We start from the raw sequence: 15,740 nt of genomic DNA, 5'->3' as shown, positions 1-15,740 counted from the left end.
CTTAAAAACTCCGGGTTGGGCGATCCATGACGCGCCGGCCCATCAGGCTCGCCGTCAGATCCACCATCAAGGTCGCGGTGCGGCCGCGTTCGTCGAGGAACGGATTGAGCTCGACGAGATCGAGGCTGGTGACGAGCCCGCTATCGGAAAGCATTTCCATCACCAGATGCGCCTCGCGAAACGTCGCGCCGCCGGGCACGGTCGTGCCGACGGCGGGCGCGATGCCCGGATCGAGGAAATCGACATCGAGGCTCACATGCAGCCGGCCGTTGGCCGCCTCGACGCGCGCCAGAAACGTGCGCAGCAGCGGCCCGATGCCATGTTCGTCGATGGCGCGCATGTCGTAGACGGTGATGCCGGCCGTACCGATCGCCTGGCGTTCCGCCGGATCGACACTGCGCAAGCCAAGCGTACAGACATGTTTCGGATCGATCAGCGCCGGTAGATCGGGATAGTAGCCGGCAAAGCCTGGCTGTCCGCTGGCATAGGCCAGGGGCACGCCATGCAGATTGCCGCTCTGCGTGCTGTCGAGCGTATGGAAATCCGGATGCGCATCGAGCCACAACACGAACAGCGGCCGTTGTTGTTCGGCGGCGCGGCGCGCGGCGGCGGGCAGGGTGCCGGCGGATAGGGAATGATCGCCGCCGAGCACGATCGGCATGGCATCGGCGCTCGCCTGATAGGTCGCAGCCATGATCGCTTCGGTCCAGGCGACGATCTCCGGCAGGGCCTTGATCGTCGGATTCTTGTGCGAGAGTGGACGCGGCACTTCCGGCTGCACCGTGCCGAGATCCTCCACCTCATGGCCGAGGTCGATCAAGGTCGGGATCAGTCCGGCGGTGCGCAGCGCGCTCGGCCCCATGTCGCAGCCCATACGACCCGCTCCCGCTTGCACCGGCACGCCGAGTATCTTGCACCGCATGTTCGAACCCTCTGAGGCGAAGCGATGGGCCATCATCCCCCGCCAGCCGCCGTGAGGCAATTTCCGAATGAATGGCCCACCCGGCCAAGTGGGCAGAACACGATCAGAGTCAGCGGTCGATTTCGTGACACTAATCTTCTAGCATCTGCCACAACGAGGCCGGATCAATCGGCGAAAACGGGGAGGCCGGGATGGATTTTGCGCATGTATTGCGAGCCGTGCGACGTTTGACGATCGGGCTCATGGCATCGGCAGCGTTTGGCGCGGGCGCTTTCGCCCAGTCCGCCGCTAATTATCCCGATCACAACATCACGTTCATCTGCGCCTTTCCGGCCGGCAGCGGTTCCGACACTTTGGTCCGCTATTTTGCGGAAAAGCTGCGCCTCGCTACCGGGCGGACGATCCTCGTCGAAAATCGCTTCGGCGCCAGCGGCAATATCGCCACCGAATATACGGCGCGCGCCAAGCCGGACGGCTATACGCTTTATGTGCATGCGGCCAGCGCGCTGGCGGCCAATATGTATCTGTTCAAGAAGCCACCTGTCGATGCCGGCAAGGCGATCCAGGTCATCGCCACGCTCAACCGTCAGGCTTTCATGGTCGCCGTCGATGCCACCAAGCCGTGGAAGACCGTCGATGAACTCACGACTTTTCTGAAAACCAAGGGCGATAAGGCTACCTATGCGACTTCGGCCTCCACCGGCACGGTGATGGGCGAAATCTACAAGAGAAAGACCGGCGTCGAAGCCTTGGAAGTCGTCTATCGCGTCGGCGCCGATTCCCTGAACGATCAGCTCTCGGGCAAGATCGATTACGGCATGTTCGATCCCGTCTATACGATGACGCAGGTGCGCGCCGGCCGCTTGCGCGCGCTGGCCGTGAGCACTGGCACGCGGCTCGAAGCCAATCCGGATCTGCCCACAATGACGGAAGTGGGCATTCCCATGGATTTGACCGGCTGGTTCGCCGTCATGGGACCAACCGGCATTCCGCGTCCCATCGTTGACAAGCTGAACGGTTGGTTCAAAGACATTCTCACAACGCCAGAAACCAAGGATTTCCTGAACAAGTTTGGCGGCGATCCGTTCATCAACACGCCGGATCAGGCGCAGGCTTTGTTTCTGAAAGATATCCGCGATTGGGAGGACTATGTGAAAATCGCGAAGATCGAACCGCAATAAGCAATAACAACAACCGATCCCTCCTTTCGCCTCGCCACTCAGGACTTCGATGACCTCTTCGTTTGATTACATCGTGATCGGCTCCGGCTCCGCCGGTGCCGTGATCGCCAGCCGTTTGAGTGAAGATCCCGCGGTTTCCGTGCTGCTTCTTGAAGCTGGTGGAAAAGACCGGCATCCGTTCCAGCTCATGCCGCTCGCCTTCATCAAGGTGGCGAAGAGCCGCTTCGGCACCTGGCGGTTCGAGACCGAGCCGGAGCCGGGCCTGGACGGCAGAAAACTTGAAATCAAACGCGGCCGCACGCTCGGCGGCTCCTCGTCGATCAATGCGATGATCGCCATTCGCGGCAACCGCACCGACTACGATCTGTGGCGGCAGCAGGGTCTGGAGGGGTGGAGCTACGACGACGTTTTGCCCTACTTCCGCAAGCTCGAAAATTCCTGGCGCGGCGCCAGCGATTTTCACGGAGCGGATGGCCCCATTCAGGTGAGCCCGACCATCTATCCCGAAATGCTGTTCGATGCGCATAAGGCTGCTGCCATCGCGGCGGGCTATGGTTTCAACGAGGACCCCAACGCCACGGCCCAGGAAGGGTTGGCGCGTATGGAACAGACGACGGGCGCTGGCGTGCGCTCTTCGAGTGCCCGGGCCTATCTTCATCCCGCTCTGGCGCGCAGCAATCTGACCATCGAGACCGGCGCTTTGACCACACGCGTCCTGATCGAGAAAGGCCGCGCCGTCGGTGTCGAATATGCGCAAGGCGGCAAGGTGATTCAGACGCGCTGCGAACGCGAGGTCATCGTCTCGGGCGGTTCCTACAATTCGCCGCAGATTCTCATGCTGTCAGGCATCGGCCCAGCCGACCATTTGAAATCGGTCGGCGTCAAGCCGCTGCACGATCTGCCGGGCGTCGGCCAGAATCTCGGCGAACATCCCAATATCCTCAACATCTACAGGGCGCGCGGCAAAGTCGGCCTCACCCGCTTCCTGCGTCTCGATCGCGCGGCGGCGCAGGTGGTGCGTTGGTATGCCGATCACGGCGGGCCTTTCGCGACCAATGGCGCGGCTGCCAATCTCTTTCTACGCACCCGCGACGGCCTCGATCGTCCCGATGTGCAATGCATCGCCATGACCCTGAGCAATTCTGCCGAACTGTGGTTTCCGGGCGCGACATCAGCGCCGAATTATTGTTTCTCCATCCGTGTCGGCGCATTGCATCCGCTGTCGCGCGGCTGGGTGAAATTGCGTTCCGCCGACCCGGCCGCTCATCCACGCATTCTCTTCAACATGTTCGCCGAAAAATCCGATCTCGACACGATGGTGCGCGGCGTGCGTGCCTGCCGTGAGCTCTATGCGCAGAAACCTCTGGCCGATATGATCGAATGCGAACTGGCGCCCGGTGACGCCAAGCAAAGCGATGACGATATCGCCGCGTTCATCCGCGCCAACGCCGGCCATCGCTCCCATCCGGTCGGCACGTGCAAGATGGGGATCGACGACAAAGCCGTCGTCGATGCGCAATTGCGCGTGCGCGGCATCGAAGGCCTGCGGGTAGCCGATGCTTCCATCATGCCGGAATTGCCGAGCGGCAATACCAATCTCCCGACCATCATGATCGGTGAGAAGGCGGCGGACATGATCAAGGCGGCGACTTAAGTAATTAGCTTAGCTTAAGCTATTGTTATGCGACGATTCCACGATAGGCGCGCGGTACGCATCGTCCATGCGATGGCCGCGTTGCGCCTGTCGTTTCCGTGGACACGGTTCGTCAGCACCATGCAATGGCGCATTTCGAGTTTGTGCGCCTGCGCCGCGATGATAAAGATGGGCGGATCGAACGGCGCGACGCAAACCGTGCCATTCGAGGCGTGGGGCCGACCAGCGTCGGCCTCTTTTTTGCGGTTTTCATCCGGTGAGACTGCAACCGGATGAACGCATCTGAGCAGCAGCGGTGCCGCGGAAAGTCTATTCGATGTCAATTCGGTTTGATGAAATTGGCGAGAGACTGAAGGCCTACCGTCTTGGTCGTGGCCTGTCCGCCGAGGAAGTCGCCGAAAGCCTCGATATTTCGCGCGCCGCCGTTTATCGCATCGAGAGCGGTGGCGTCGTCAAGATCGAGACGCTTGAACGCCTGGCGGCGATTCTCAAGACCAGCGTCGCGTCGCTGCTCGGCGCGACCGTCGAATATTATTCAAGCCCGCTCGCTTATTTCGAACGCATGCGGCAGATCGAGGAACAGGCCGATCAGGTGGTGGCGCATTTTCCGCCGCTCTCCTACCTGCTGACCTCCGATGCCTATGCCGGCCATCTGAAGCAGACGCTGGTGGAATCCCTGCCGCCTTATGTCGAAGATCCTCGCAAGGCCGAGGCGGAGATCGAGGCCGTCATCGAGATCCTGAATGAACGCAAGCAGGCGCGAAAGCGCCGTGGCTTGAGCGTCGTCAATTTCGTCAACGTGCTTGAGATCGAGCGCTGGCTGAAGCTCGGTGTTGTCGGCCGCTTCAATATTTCCGAAACCGAGTTGACCCGGCGCCGGCTTGCCGCGCGCACCGAGATCGAACATCTGATCGCGCTCATCGAAAGCCAGCCGATGGGTGTGCAGATCGGCGTGATCGAAGAGAACCTGCCGAACACGACGTTTCAATTGTTCCGGACGAAGGAAAAGACCTCGCTGGGGCTCAGCCCGTTCCGCTTGGGCGGCGACCTGCCGAATATCCGCGGCGGCATTGCCATGCTCACCTCGGATGCGGAGCCGGTGCGTCTGTATGAAGAGCTGGCCAACGATCTGTGGCGTCGGGCTTTGAAAGGCGGCGATGCCAGCGCGCTGTTGCGCACTGTCCTCAACCGCTCGGCGATTGCCAAGCCGGCACCGAAGAAATCGTCCTCAAAGGTGGCGTGACGCCGGCTCGCGGAGCAGGGCGCAGGCGACAAGGTCGAGCGCTTCCTCGGCGCTCGCATAGCTGACCGCGCCGGCGACGCTGGGTGCGTTGTTCAAGACGAACACGGGCCGCTCGAATTGCAGCGCGAAAGCGATTTCCGACAAGGTGCCATAGCCGCCGCCCACCGCCACGGCACAGCAAGCCGCCCGTGCGATCAGAGCGTTACGGGCGACGCCAATGCCGGTCGCGAGGGGCACTGAGACATAGGGATTGGCCATGTCGGCCTCGGTGTCGGGCAACAGGCCGATGGAAAGCCCGCCCGCCGCCGCCACGCCCCGGCACACGTCTTCCATGATGCCGCCACGGCCGCCACACAGAACCGTGAGGCCAACCTCGGCAAGCAATTTGCCGAGATGTTCAGCCAGCGCCGATTGTTCGGCTGTCGGCGTGCGCGTGCCGAGCACCGCGACCGGCGGACGGATCGGATGGCCGCTTTCCCGCTGTACCCATCGGATCGCCTCGCGCGGCGAGACGATCGATCCGCCGACGGTGCCCGCATGCACGCTCCAGTTGCGCGATTGCGAGTCGAAAACCTTGGCTTCGTCGTTGACCAAGAGTTGCAGATCGCGGTCGAGACGAAGCGCCATGGCTCGAACCTCGTGCCGCTTAGAACTCGGAGATGCCGCCATGCGCGGCGGACCATGCCGCCGGCGCGTTGAGGAAGCTTTCGACTTCGGCGAGCACCTTCGGTTCGAAATGGCCGCTGTCCTTGGCCACTTTCAGAACGTCCCACCACGTGGTCAGATAATGGAGATTGACGTTGAGTTCTTCCATCAGCTCACGGCTTTTCGGGAAGATGTCGTAGTAGAACAGCACGAAGCAATGGTCGACCTTGGCGCCGGCTTCCCGCAGCGCCTGGCAGAAGTTCACCTTGCTGCGCCCGTCCGTGGCGAGGTCTTCGACCAGCAGCGTGCGCGCGCCTTCAACGACTTCGCCTTCAATCTGTGCGTTGCGGCCAAAGCCCTTGGCCTTCTTGCGCACATACTGCATGGGCAGCAGCAGGCGGTCGGAAATCCACGCCGCGAAGGGAATGCCGGCCGTTTCGCCGCCGGCGATATTGTCGATGGATTCATAACCGATATCGCGCACGATCGTGGAGGCGGCGAAATCCATCAGCGCCGAGCGCAGGCGGGGATAGGAAATGATCTTTCGGCAGTCGATATAGACGGGGCTAGCCCAGCCGGACGTAAAAAAAAACGGCTTTTCTTGATAGAAATGCACCGCTTTGATTTCGAGCAACATTTTTGCGGCTTCATGCGCGATGACGGATTTATCGATCGGCGCAAACAGATTCGACATCAGCGAACACTCCAGGCTGAAGGCCGCCGGTTGGGGACCGACGCGTTGAGAGGTACATTCAGAGGATCTCCCATGCTTCTTGCGCCCTATCCGGGGCGCGTCAATAGCTGACTCTGGAAGCAAACAACATAAAATAGCTCAAAATTTGAGCAGTAGTATCATTTTTTAGACAGAAGTATCTTTTTTGATATTTCCACTTGTCAGTGAGATGAGGCTGTGGAATCATCGATACTTCGTTTTTGTCAGCCGCCGGGCTTAAAACGGCTTATTCAAAAGGGCGACTAAACATCGGGCCGCCAGCCCGAGCGACGAAGCATTTCTGGACCCTGGCCGGCTTGCCGAGCTTTCCGCTCGTCCCGCCGGCGGGCTTGGCAACGGGGGAATAGGCTGTGAGTGACAATCAAACTGCAACCGCGGAGTCTTTCTCCGCACCATCCGAGGTCGACAGCAAGGCGCGCAAGGCGCTGTGGGGCGCGGCCATCGGTTACGCCATGGACGGCTTCGATCTGCTGATCCTGGGCTTTATGTTGAGAGCCATCTCCGCTGATCTGCAGTTGAGCCAGGCGCAAGCCGCTTCACTGGTCACGGCCACCTTGGTCGGCGCGGTGGTCGGCGGTCTGGTCTTCGGCATGTTGTCCGATCGCATCGGCCGTGTCCGCGTTCTCACCTGGACGATCGTTCTGTTCGCCGTTTTCACCGGCCTTTGCGCTCTGGCTCAGGGTTATTGGGATCTCCTCATCTATCGCACGATCGCCGGCCTCGGCCTGGGCGGTGAGTTCGGCATCGGCATGGCGCTCGTCGCCGAAGCCTGGCCGGCCTCCAAGCGGGCGCGTGCGTCTTCCTATGTCGGCCTTGGCTGGCAGTTGGGCGTGCTCGCGGCGGCTCTGGTGAGCCCGCTGCTGCTGCCAGTTATCGGCTGGCGCGGCATGTTCGCCGTCGGCATTTTCCCGGCGCTGGTGGCCTATTTCATTCGCTACTCCTTGCATGAGCCGGAAATCTTCGTCGCGAAAGTCAAGGAGCAGTCGAAGCAATCGGCGCTCAAGCTGCTGGTCAAGGATTGGGAAACGACCAAGCTCAGCATAGGCATGGTCATCCTCTGTTCGGTACAGAACTTCGGCTACTACGGCGTGATGATCTGGCTGCCGAACTATCTCGCCTCGCGCTTCGGCTTCGCGCTCACGCAGTCGGCCATGTGGACCGCGGTCACGATCGCCGGCATGGCGCTCGGCATCTTCGCCTTCGGCCACATCGCCGATCGCATCGGCCGCCGCCCTGCTTTCTTCGCTTACATGCTGGGTGCCGCGATCATGGTCGTCGTCTATTCACGACTGACCGATCCGACGCAGCTTTTGATCGTTGGCGCCATCATGGGCTTCTTCGTCAACGGCATGCTCGGCGGCTATGGCGCTTTGATCAGCGAGCTCTTCCCGACGGCGGCCCGCGCCACGGCGCAGAACGTCCTGTTCAACATCGGGCGCGGTGTCGGCGGCTTCGGGCCGGTCGTCATCGGCGCGATCGCCGGGCTCTACAACTTCGAGACGGCCATAGCGCTGCTCGCGGTTCTCTATGTCATCGACATTCTGGCCATGTGGTTCCTGATTCCGGAACGGCGTGGCGCTGAATTGGAATGAAGGGGCGTCATGAACCACATGCATCCTCATCACTTCGGTTCGCAGACTGAGGCGTCCCCGCACCATCCCGTGGTCGCGGAACTGACCGAAGTGCTCAAGAACGAGCCGGTGAATGAGGAGTATTACCACCTCGTCGTCCGCTGCAGCCCAGAGGCTGCGGCGGCGCAGGCGGGGCAGTTCTTCCAGCTCCTGTGTCCGCATTCCGGCGAGGCGCAGCCGTTTCTGCGCCGTCCCATGAGCGTCTATGGGATGAATCCGCAAACGCGCGAGCTGGAGTTTCTCTACAAGGTCACGGGCGCCGGCACACGCGGGCTTGCGACCTTGCGGCCCGGCGACCAGCTCGATGTGTTCGGTCCGCTCGGAACGGGCTTCACCTTCGATCCGTCGTGGCGCTCGATCGTCGCCGTCGGCCGTGGCGCGGGTCTTGCCACCTTGGCGCCCTTGGCCAGATCGGCCAAGGAACGCGGCATTCACGTCACCGCCATTCTCAGCGCGCGGCGACCGGATCTCTTGGTTTCCGTCGATCTGTTTCAAAGCTTCGGCGCCGAGGTCATCACCGTCACCGATGCCCGCCAGACCAGCGGTCCCGCCAATGTCGAGCGTATTCTGCGCTCGCTGATCGCCGAGAACCGCTGCGACGCCTTCTTCACCTGCGGCTCCAGCCGGTTGATGCGGGTGCAGCAGCGTCTCGCCCATGAATTCGATCTGCCGGGCCAGGTGGCGATGGAGCAGCAAATGGCTTGCGGCATCGGCCTTTGCTACTGCTGCGTCCGCGACTTCAACGTCGATGGCGAAATCGTCAGCCGCCGCGTCTGCTGGGACGGCCCCGTCTTCGATCTGAAGGAGGCGTTGCCGTGAACGCCGTCGAGAGCAAAATCGATCTCTCCGTCAAGATCGGTGGCCTGACCCTGCGCAATCCGATCATGCCGGCCTCGGGTACCTTCGCCGAAGGCTTGCAGAAGGTGCTGGATTTCGATCGGCTCGGCGCCTGCGTCACCAAGACGATCACCCGTGAATTGCGCACAGGCAATCCTTTGCCGCGTGTCGTCGAACGCCCCGGCAGCCTCATCAACGCCATAGGCATTCCTTCCAAAGGCGTCGCTTACTTTCTTGAGAAGACCATGCCGCATTATGCCGGCTACAGCACGCCGCTGGTCGTCTCCATTTCGGCGCCGACGGCCGAGGGTTTCGCCAGTCTCGCCGCCGAGCTGACGATCCCCGGCATCACCGCCATCGAAGCCAATATCTCCTGTCCGAATATCGAGGAGGACGGCAAGGCCTTCGCCATGCGCGCTGAGTCGACCGAAAAGGTCACACGCGAATTGCGCAAGGCGACGAACCTGCCGCTCTGGGTCAAGCTCACCCCCAACACTGGCGAGATGCCGGACGTGGCGCGCGCGGCAGAAGCCGCCGGCGCCGATGCGGTGGTGGTCGCCAATACGATCCTGTCCATGGCGATCGATCTGAAAACCTTTCGCCCCTGCCTCGGCAATGTGATGGGTGGCTTGTCAGGTCCGGCGGTCAAGCCGATCATCCTGCGGCAGGTGTTTCAATGCGCCAAGGCCGTCGACATTCCGGTGATCGGCTGTGGCGGCATTTCCAATTGCGATGATGCGGTCGAATATCTGCTCGCCGGTGCCAGCGCCGTGCAGGTGGGAACGGCGACCTTCCTGCAACCCAAGACGATGACGACGATCATCGACGATCTCGAACGTTTCTGCGCCCTTCGCGATATCGGCCGCGTCAGCGATCTCATTGGCGGTGTCGTGATCGAGGAAGCCGACGAACCCGATCTCGCCTGGCTGGACCCGATCTCGTGACCGCGCAGATTGCCCCCTCGGCCTATGTGGAAGACACGGCCGATCGCGATTTCGCCGCCGCTATTTTTGACGCGTTGCGGGCGCTGACCAGCGATGGCGAAGGCATCACGCGGCTCGCTTACAGCGAGCTGGAATCTGCGGCGCTCGATCTCGTCGAGGCGGAAGCGCACCAATTGGGTTTCGCCACCGAGCGCGATGCCGGCGCCAATCTGATCATCACCTTGGAAGGACGCGATCCGAGCCTGCCGTTCCTCGCCTGCGGTTCCCATCTCGACTCAGTGCCGCAGGGCGGTAATTTCGATGGCGCCGCCGGCGTCATCGCCGGTCTCACGGTTCTGGCGCATTTCAAGCGCGAGGGGTTTCGGCCGCAGCGCACGATCAAGATCTATGCGCTGCGCGGCGAGGAAAGCGCCCGGTTTGGGCGCGCCTATATGGGCTCGAGCGCGCTGTTTGGAAAACTCTCCGCCGCCGATCTCGCCTCCGTCGATGCCAATGGCGAGACCTTGGCGCAGGCCATGGCCTCGGTCGGCATCGCCATGGCGCCGATCGAAAAGGGCGAGTGGCTGCTCGATCCCGCTCAGGTCTTCGCCTGGCTGGAGCTGCATATCGAACAGGGGCCGGTGCTGGTCGCCCGCAAGCTGCCGGTTGGCATCGTCACCGGCATTCGCGGCAATATCCGCCACGCCAAGGTCGAATGCCTCGGCGAGGCCGGCCATTCCGGCGCCGTGCCGCGCTGGCTGCGGCGCGATGCGCTGTTCGCGGTGGCCGAACTGATCACTCATTTGGATCGCCACTGGCGCACCATGTTGGAGCGCGGCCGCGATCTGGTCATCACCTGCGGCGTCATCGGCACCGATCCCAAGACCCACGCCCTCGCCCGTATCCCGGAGAAGGTGCAGTTTTCCTTCGAAGTTCGCAGCCAGAGCCAGGAGACGCTGGAAGCGTTCTACGACCTGTTCCTGTCGGAATGCGCTCTTGTCAGCGAGGAGCGCGGCGTCGAATTCAAGCTCGACCGGCGCATCGATTCCGCCCCCGCCATCCTCGATCAGGGCTGGATCAAGCGGCTCGAAAAGGCGGCTCACGAGCTCGGTTTGGCATGTGAAGATATTCCCAGCGGCGCTGGGCATGATGCCGCCGTCTTTGCTAATGTCGGAATTCCCGCCGCCATGCTGTTCGTGCGTAACGAGCATGGTTCGCACAATCCGAAGGAAGCGATGACGATCGATGACTTTATTGCCGGTGTCAGCGTTCTCCGCACAGCGATCAAGGACGCGCTAGAATGAGCATTTCCGAGCTCTTTCCCGATCCGCCGGCCAGCACCGTGCCGTCGATCACCATCAAAAGACCGGACGACTGGCATATCCATCTTCGCGACGGCGACGTGTTGAAGGCCGTCATCCCGTTCACGACGTCGCAATTCGCCCGCGGCATCATCATGCCGAACCTGGTGCCGCCGGTCACGACGGTGGAAAGTGCCCAGGCCTATCGCGAGCGCATTCTCAAGGCTCGGCCCGAGGGCAGCGACTTCACGCCGCTGATGACCTGCTACCTCACCGAAGCGACCACGGCCGATGAGATCGAGCGCGGCTTCAAGGAGGGTGTCTGGGCCGCCGCCAAACTCTATCCCGCTGGCGCGACGACCAATTCGCACGCGGGTGTGCGCGACATTCAGGTGCTGGCGCCAGTGTTCGAGCGGATGGAAAAGATCGGCATGCCGGTCTTGATCCATGGCGAAGTCACCGATTGGAGCGTCGATATTTTCGACCGCGAGGCGGTCTTCATGGAGCAGAAGCTGCTGCCGCTGCTCAAGCGCCATCTGGGTCTCAAGGTGGTGGTCGAACATGTCACCACGGCCGAGACGGTAGAGATTGTGCGGGCACATGCGGGCCGGGTTGCTGGCACGATCACGCCGCATCATCTGATCTTGAACCGCTCGTCGCTGTTCAACGGCGGCCTGCAGCCGCATTTCTATTGCCTGCCCGTCGCCAAACACGAGCGCCATCGCCTCGCTTTGCGCCAGGCGGCGACCTCGGGCGACGGCAATTTCTTCATCGGCACGGATTCGGCGCCGCATCTGCGCAGCGCCAAACAGGCCGAGTGCTGCGCGGCGGGCATTTTCTGTGGCGCCACCGCTCTGCAAACCTATGTCCAAGTGTTCGACGAGGAAGGCGCGCTGCCGCATTTCGAAGCTTTTGCCTCGCTCAACGGTCCGCGCTTCTACGGTCTGCCGGTCAATACGGGCACTCTCACTTTGGAGCGTAGGCCGGATCGCCAGATGGCCGCCATCGAGGTTGCCGGCGAAGACATCGTCATGTTCCGGGGCGGAGAGCAACTGCCTTGGTCGTTGGGTGAGACGCGCCCATGACTTCGACAGCGGCCAAGGAACGGGGACAACGGATCGCCGAGATCATGTTCAAGGCTGGCGCCATTCACGTCAGCCGGCAACAGCCCTATATCTTGGCCGCCGGCTGGGCGAGCCCGGTCTATGTCGACATTCGTCTTCTCATCGGCGAGCCGGAGTTGCGCCAGCAAGCTGTCGCCCTGGCTACCAACTGGATGAAGGAAGCTTTGCAGACCAGCGCCTTCGATGCGCTGGTCGGCGCGGAGACGGCGGGGATTCCCTTCGCCGCCTGGATCGCCGAACGCACCGGCCTCAAATTTCGCTACATCCGCAAACGCCCGCTTGGCATCGGCCGCAATGCCCAGGTCGAGGGCGGCTCCATCGAAGGGCTCAACGCGCTTCTGGTCGACGATCTCACCACCGACGGGCGCAGCAAACTGAATTTCGTGCGTGGCCTGCGCGCGGCCGGCGCGCATGTGGAACATATCTTGACGATCTTTTATCACGATGCCTTTCCCGATGCCGGCGTCCGACTGGGGCAGGCGGGATTGACCCTTCATGCCCTCGCCACCTGGTCCGACGTTTTGGCGGCGCAGGATGATGGCCAGCTCTCGGCAGCCGATCGCCAGGAGATCGAGCGCTTTCTCAGCGATCCGGTGGCGTGGTCGGCCCGCCACGGTGGCCGATCGGCCTAACTGACAGCACAACGGATGAAGGAGCGTTGCCTCACGAGGCGGCATTGACGATTTATTTTTTGATCGATGGAGAAGCATCATGCGTGAACTTCTGGAATGGCTGAAATCGCAGAAGGGTGGCGTGTCCACTTATTGGGAATTTCAACTGCGGGCGTTGAAGCTGCGCACCACGGAGCCTGATCAGGCCGCTTGTCTCAGCCTGCTCGCCGACATCGCGGGCCGCTTCGCCGACAAATATTACGAAGAGCCGTTGCCCGTCGATGCAGCTGCCGGTGCGCTGGATCGCCTGGGCAAGCTGCTCGGCAAAGCGGTCGAGCATAGCGATGCGGATGCCGCCACGCGGTTGCGCGTGCTCAATGAAATCAGCATTTCCGAACTTGAGCCGAGCTGACGGAGCCCGGTTCACTTCATCTGCGTCGGCAGTCTTGACGTGCTATCTTAAAAAGGAGATTATGTCTCATAATTGAGACAAGCCATCAAGGACGTGCTGCCGATGCAAACGCGAACGCCGATCTTCTGCGCTTTGTGTCGGTCGCGTTGCGGCTCCACCGCCGTGGTGGAAGACGGGCGCCTCATCGCGCAGGAGCCCAATCCCGATCATCCGACGGGCAAAGCGCTCTGCATCAAGGGTCGCGCGGCGCCGGAGATCGTTCACAATGCGCAGCGCCTGCTGCATCCACTCATCCGGACATCGCCGAAAACGGACGCGCCGCAATGGCGCGAGGCGAGCTGGGACGAGGCGCTCGATCTGATCGCGCGCCGTATCGGCACCACGCGCGATGGTCATGGCGCCGAGGCGGTGGCTTTCGGCGTCACCTCGCCCTCGGGATCGCCGGTGTCCGATGGCATCAAATGGATCGAGCGTCTGGTCCATGCCTTCGGCAGTCCCAATCTCTTGCGCGGCACCGAAATTTGCAACTGGCACAAGGATTTCTCGCACGCCTATACGTTCGGTCACGGCATAGCGACGCCGGAATTCTCCAACAGCCGCGCCATCGTCCTATGGGGTCACAATCCTGGTGCCACCTGGCTCGATCACGCAACCAGCGTCGCGGAGGCCAATGCGCGCGGCGCCGCGCTCGTCGTCATCGATCCGCGCCAGGCGGGCTTTGCGGGGCGGGCCCGCGAATGGCTGCAGGTCAAACCCGGCTCCGATGGCGCCCTGGCGCTGGGTCTTGCCGGCGCGATGATCGAAAACGGCTGGTTCGACGAGCGCTTCGTGCGCGATTGGACCAACGGACCGCTGCTCGTGCGCGACGATACGAAACGCTTTCTGCGCGCCGGAGACATTGGCCTTGCGCCAGAAACGCATCTCGTCGCCTGGGACAGCGAACGCGCTACGTCACTGCTGTTCGATCCGACACGCGGCGTTTACGAAGAGCCGCAGTGTGAGCCGGCATTGCGCGCCGATGCGACGTTCGTGATCGCAGGCCAGACGGTGCGCTGCCAGACGGCCTTTTCGCTTTATGCGGAGGTCTGCGCGCGATTGAGTCCGGAAGAAGTCGAACACGAAACCGGCATTTCGCACGAACAGATCACGCGCACAGCGCGCTTGATCTACGAGAACCTGCCGGTCAGTTACTACTGCTGGTCCGGCATCAGCCAGCATGCCAATGCCACGCAGACCGATCGGGCCATCGCCATGCTCTTTGCCCTGACGGGCAGCGTCGATGCGCCCGGCGGCAATGTGCAACTCACCCATCATGCCGTCTTCGATGTCTCGGGCTTTGAACTGATGAGCGCCGAACAGCGGCGCAAATGCGTTGAATTCGGTCGCCGTCCGCTCGGCCCCGCGTCGCGCGGTTGGATCGGCTCGGACTCACTTTATCGCGCCATCCTCGAGGAAGATCCTTATCCGGTGAAAGCGCTGCTCTGTTTCGGCGCCAATGTCATTCTCTCGCACGCCGATCCCCTGCGCGCCCGGCAAGCGCTGCAAAAGCTCGATTTCTTCGTCCATGCCGATGTGGTGATGACGCCCACGGCCGCTTTCGCCGACGTCGTTCTGCCGGTGAATACGCCTTGGGAGCGCGAAGCCCTGCGCACCGGCTTCGAGGTCAATCAAGGCGCGGAGGAATTGATTCAGCTTCGCCAGAAGGTCGTCGAGCCCACGGGTGAAAGCCGATCCGATGCCTGGATCGTGTTCGAACTGGCGAAGCGTCTTGGTCTCGCCGATCAGTTCTGGGGCGGCGATCTCGAAGCCGGCCTTGCCGCCATCGTCGCGCCGCTCGGCCTCAGCCTCGATGATCTCCGGGCATCGCCCGGCGGTCTACGTCAGCCGCTGACCATGCGCTATAGGAAATATGCCGAAGGCGGTGCGACGCCCAAGGGTTTCAAAACGCCGACGCGCAAGATCGAGCTCTATTCCGAGACTTTCCTCGATCACGGCTACGCGCCATTGCCCGTCTATGCGCCGCAGCAACAGCTCAAACGCCAGCGACGCTATCCGCTGGTGCTGACCTCGGCAAAACTGGCACAGTATTGTCATAGCCAGCACCGGCATGTGCCTTCACTGCGCCGTCGCATGCGCGAACCGCTGATCGAGATGCATCCGTCGGCGGCCAGTGCGCGAGGCATCGCCGATGGCGATCTCGTTCGCGTCAAAACCCGCGCCGGCGAAATCCAGATGCGCGCCAAGCTGGAAACTCGCCTGAAGCCCGACGTGGTCGTTGGCCAATATGGCTGGTGGCAATCCAACAGCGAGCTGAACATCGCCGGCTATGCGCCCTTCGACCGCGACGGCTCGAATTACAATCTGCTGATCGACGAACAGGATCTCGACGCGATCGCCGGCTCGGCGCCCCACCGCGCCTTTCCCTGCGAGATCGAACGGGTGGTTTGAGCCTGTTAAAGCTTGGCCTTTACCAATGTTCATGAAATGTTCTTGCGCTCCCCAAGGTTGCCCGCTAGCTTGAGG

14 protein-coding genes are annotated in these 15,740 nt (G+C 62.0%); 11 read left to right on the top strand and 3 right to left on the bottom strand.

Translation table 11 applies throughout. The features are described from left to right. Position 1: 1 nt before the first annotated feature. Entirely contained in the window at positions 2 to 922 is a 921-nt protein-coding gene (rocF, locus tag OIM99_RS05370) for an arginase (protein ID WP_311849298.1), read from the bottom strand. 242 nt (positions 923 to 1,164) lie between these two features. Between rocF and OIM99_RS05365 the strand changes: the two genes are divergently transcribed. From OIM99_RS05365 to OIM99_RS05355, 3 genes are all read left to right on the top strand, one after another. Beyond that, complete coding sequence (locus OIM99_RS05365; protein ID WP_311849297.1) at positions 1,165 to 2,103, top strand: tripartite tricarboxylate transporter substrate binding protein; 939 nt, start codon at positions 1,165 to 1,167, stop codon at positions 2,101 to 2,103. A 49-nt stretch (positions 2,104 to 2,152) separates the two neighbouring features. After that, a complete protein-coding gene (locus OIM99_RS05360) occupies positions 2,153 to 3,757 on the top strand; it encodes a GMC family oxidoreductase N-terminal domain-containing protein (protein ID WP_311849296.1) in 1,605 nt (534 codons plus the stop codon). 316 nt (positions 3,758 to 4,073) lie between these two features. Continuing rightward, positions 4,074 to 5,000 (top strand): helix-turn-helix domain-containing protein, encoded by a 927-nt coding sequence (locus OIM99_RS05355; RefSeq protein WP_311849295.1) that lies wholly within the window; start codon positions 4,074 to 4,076, stop codon positions 4,998 to 5,000. On the opposite strand, the gene OIM99_RS05350 is transcribed toward OIM99_RS05355, so the two are convergent. After that, the gene (locus OIM99_RS05350; RefSeq protein WP_311849294.1) at positions 4,986 to 5,627 is read right to left on the bottom strand and encodes a TIGR00725 family protein; all 642 of its coding nucleotides are present in this window, start codon (positions 5,625 to 5,627) and stop codon (positions 4,986 to 4,988) included. The two genes, OIM99_RS05355 and OIM99_RS05350, sit on opposite strands and share 15 nt — an antisense overlap. A gap of 19 nt (positions 5,628 to 5,646) precedes the next feature. Next, on the bottom strand, positions 5,647 to 6,339 hold the full coding sequence (locus OIM99_RS05345) for an orotate phosphoribosyltransferase (protein ID WP_311849293.1): 693 nt from the start codon (positions 6,337 to 6,339) through the stop codon (positions 5,647 to 5,649). A gap of 389 nt (positions 6,340 to 6,728) precedes the next feature. Between OIM99_RS05345 and OIM99_RS05340 the strand changes: the two genes are divergently transcribed. The 8 genes from OIM99_RS05340 (at position 6,729) to OIM99_RS05305 (ending at position 15,665) form a co-directional block, all read left to right on the top strand. Further along, positions 6,729 to 7,970 carry an MFS transporter gene (locus OIM99_RS05340; protein ID WP_311849292.1) on the top strand — a complete coding sequence of 414 codons (1,242 nt, stop codon included), beginning with the start codon at positions 6,729 to 6,731 and terminating at the stop codon, positions 7,968 to 7,970. Between the two features lie 9 nt (positions 7,971 to 7,979). After that, the gene (locus OIM99_RS05335; RefSeq protein WP_311849291.1) at positions 7,980 to 8,828 is read left to right on the top strand and encodes a dihydroorotate dehydrogenase electron transfer subunit; all 849 of its coding nucleotides are present in this window, start codon (positions 7,980 to 7,982) and stop codon (positions 8,826 to 8,828) included. Further along, entirely contained in the window at positions 8,825 to 9,790 is a 966-nt protein-coding gene (locus OIM99_RS05330) for a dihydroorotate dehydrogenase (protein WP_311849290.1), read from the top strand. The genes OIM99_RS05335 and OIM99_RS05330 overlap by 4 nt, the downstream gene beginning before the upstream one ends. Beyond that, positions 9,787 to 11,073: a Zn-dependent hydrolase gene (locus tag OIM99_RS05325; protein WP_311849289.1), complete on the top strand. Its 1,287-nt coding sequence runs from the start codon at positions 9,787 to 9,789 to the stop codon at positions 11,071 to 11,073. Before OIM99_RS05330 ends, OIM99_RS05325 begins: the two co-directional genes overlap by 4 nt. Beyond that, positions 11,070 to 12,155, top strand: a complete 1,086-nt coding sequence (gene pyrC / locus OIM99_RS05320; RefSeq protein ID WP_311849288.1) for a dihydroorotase — start codon at positions 11,070 to 11,072, stop codon at positions 12,153 to 12,155. Before OIM99_RS05325 ends, pyrC begins: the two co-directional genes overlap by 4 nt. Continuing rightward, positions 12,152 to 12,826: an orotate phosphoribosyltransferase gene (locus OIM99_RS05315; RefSeq protein ID WP_311849287.1), complete on the top strand. Its 675-nt coding sequence runs from the start codon at positions 12,152 to 12,154 to the stop codon at positions 12,824 to 12,826. Before pyrC ends, OIM99_RS05315 begins: the two co-directional genes overlap by 4 nt. A 79-nt stretch (positions 12,827 to 12,905) precedes the next feature. After that, a complete protein-coding gene (locus OIM99_RS05310) occupies positions 12,906 to 13,217 on the top strand; it encodes a hypothetical protein (protein WP_311849286.1) in 312 nt (103 codons plus the stop codon). 72 nt (positions 13,218 to 13,289) lie between these two features. Then, positions 13,290 to 15,665: a molybdopterin-dependent oxidoreductase gene (locus OIM99_RS05305; RefSeq protein ID WP_311849285.1), complete on the top strand. Its 2,376-nt coding sequence runs from the start codon at positions 13,290 to 13,292 to the stop codon at positions 15,663 to 15,665. Positions 15,666 to 15,740 lie beyond the last annotated feature (75 nt).

The sequence above is a fragment of the Methylocella sp. CPCC 101449 genome (genome assembly GCF_031921685.1).
GTDB lineage: Bacteria > Pseudomonadota > Alphaproteobacteria > Rhizobiales > Beijerinckiaceae > Terripilifer.
The sequence above is the reverse complement of the archived record's forward strand: the minus strand, read 5'-3'. Positions and strand labels throughout refer to the sequence as shown.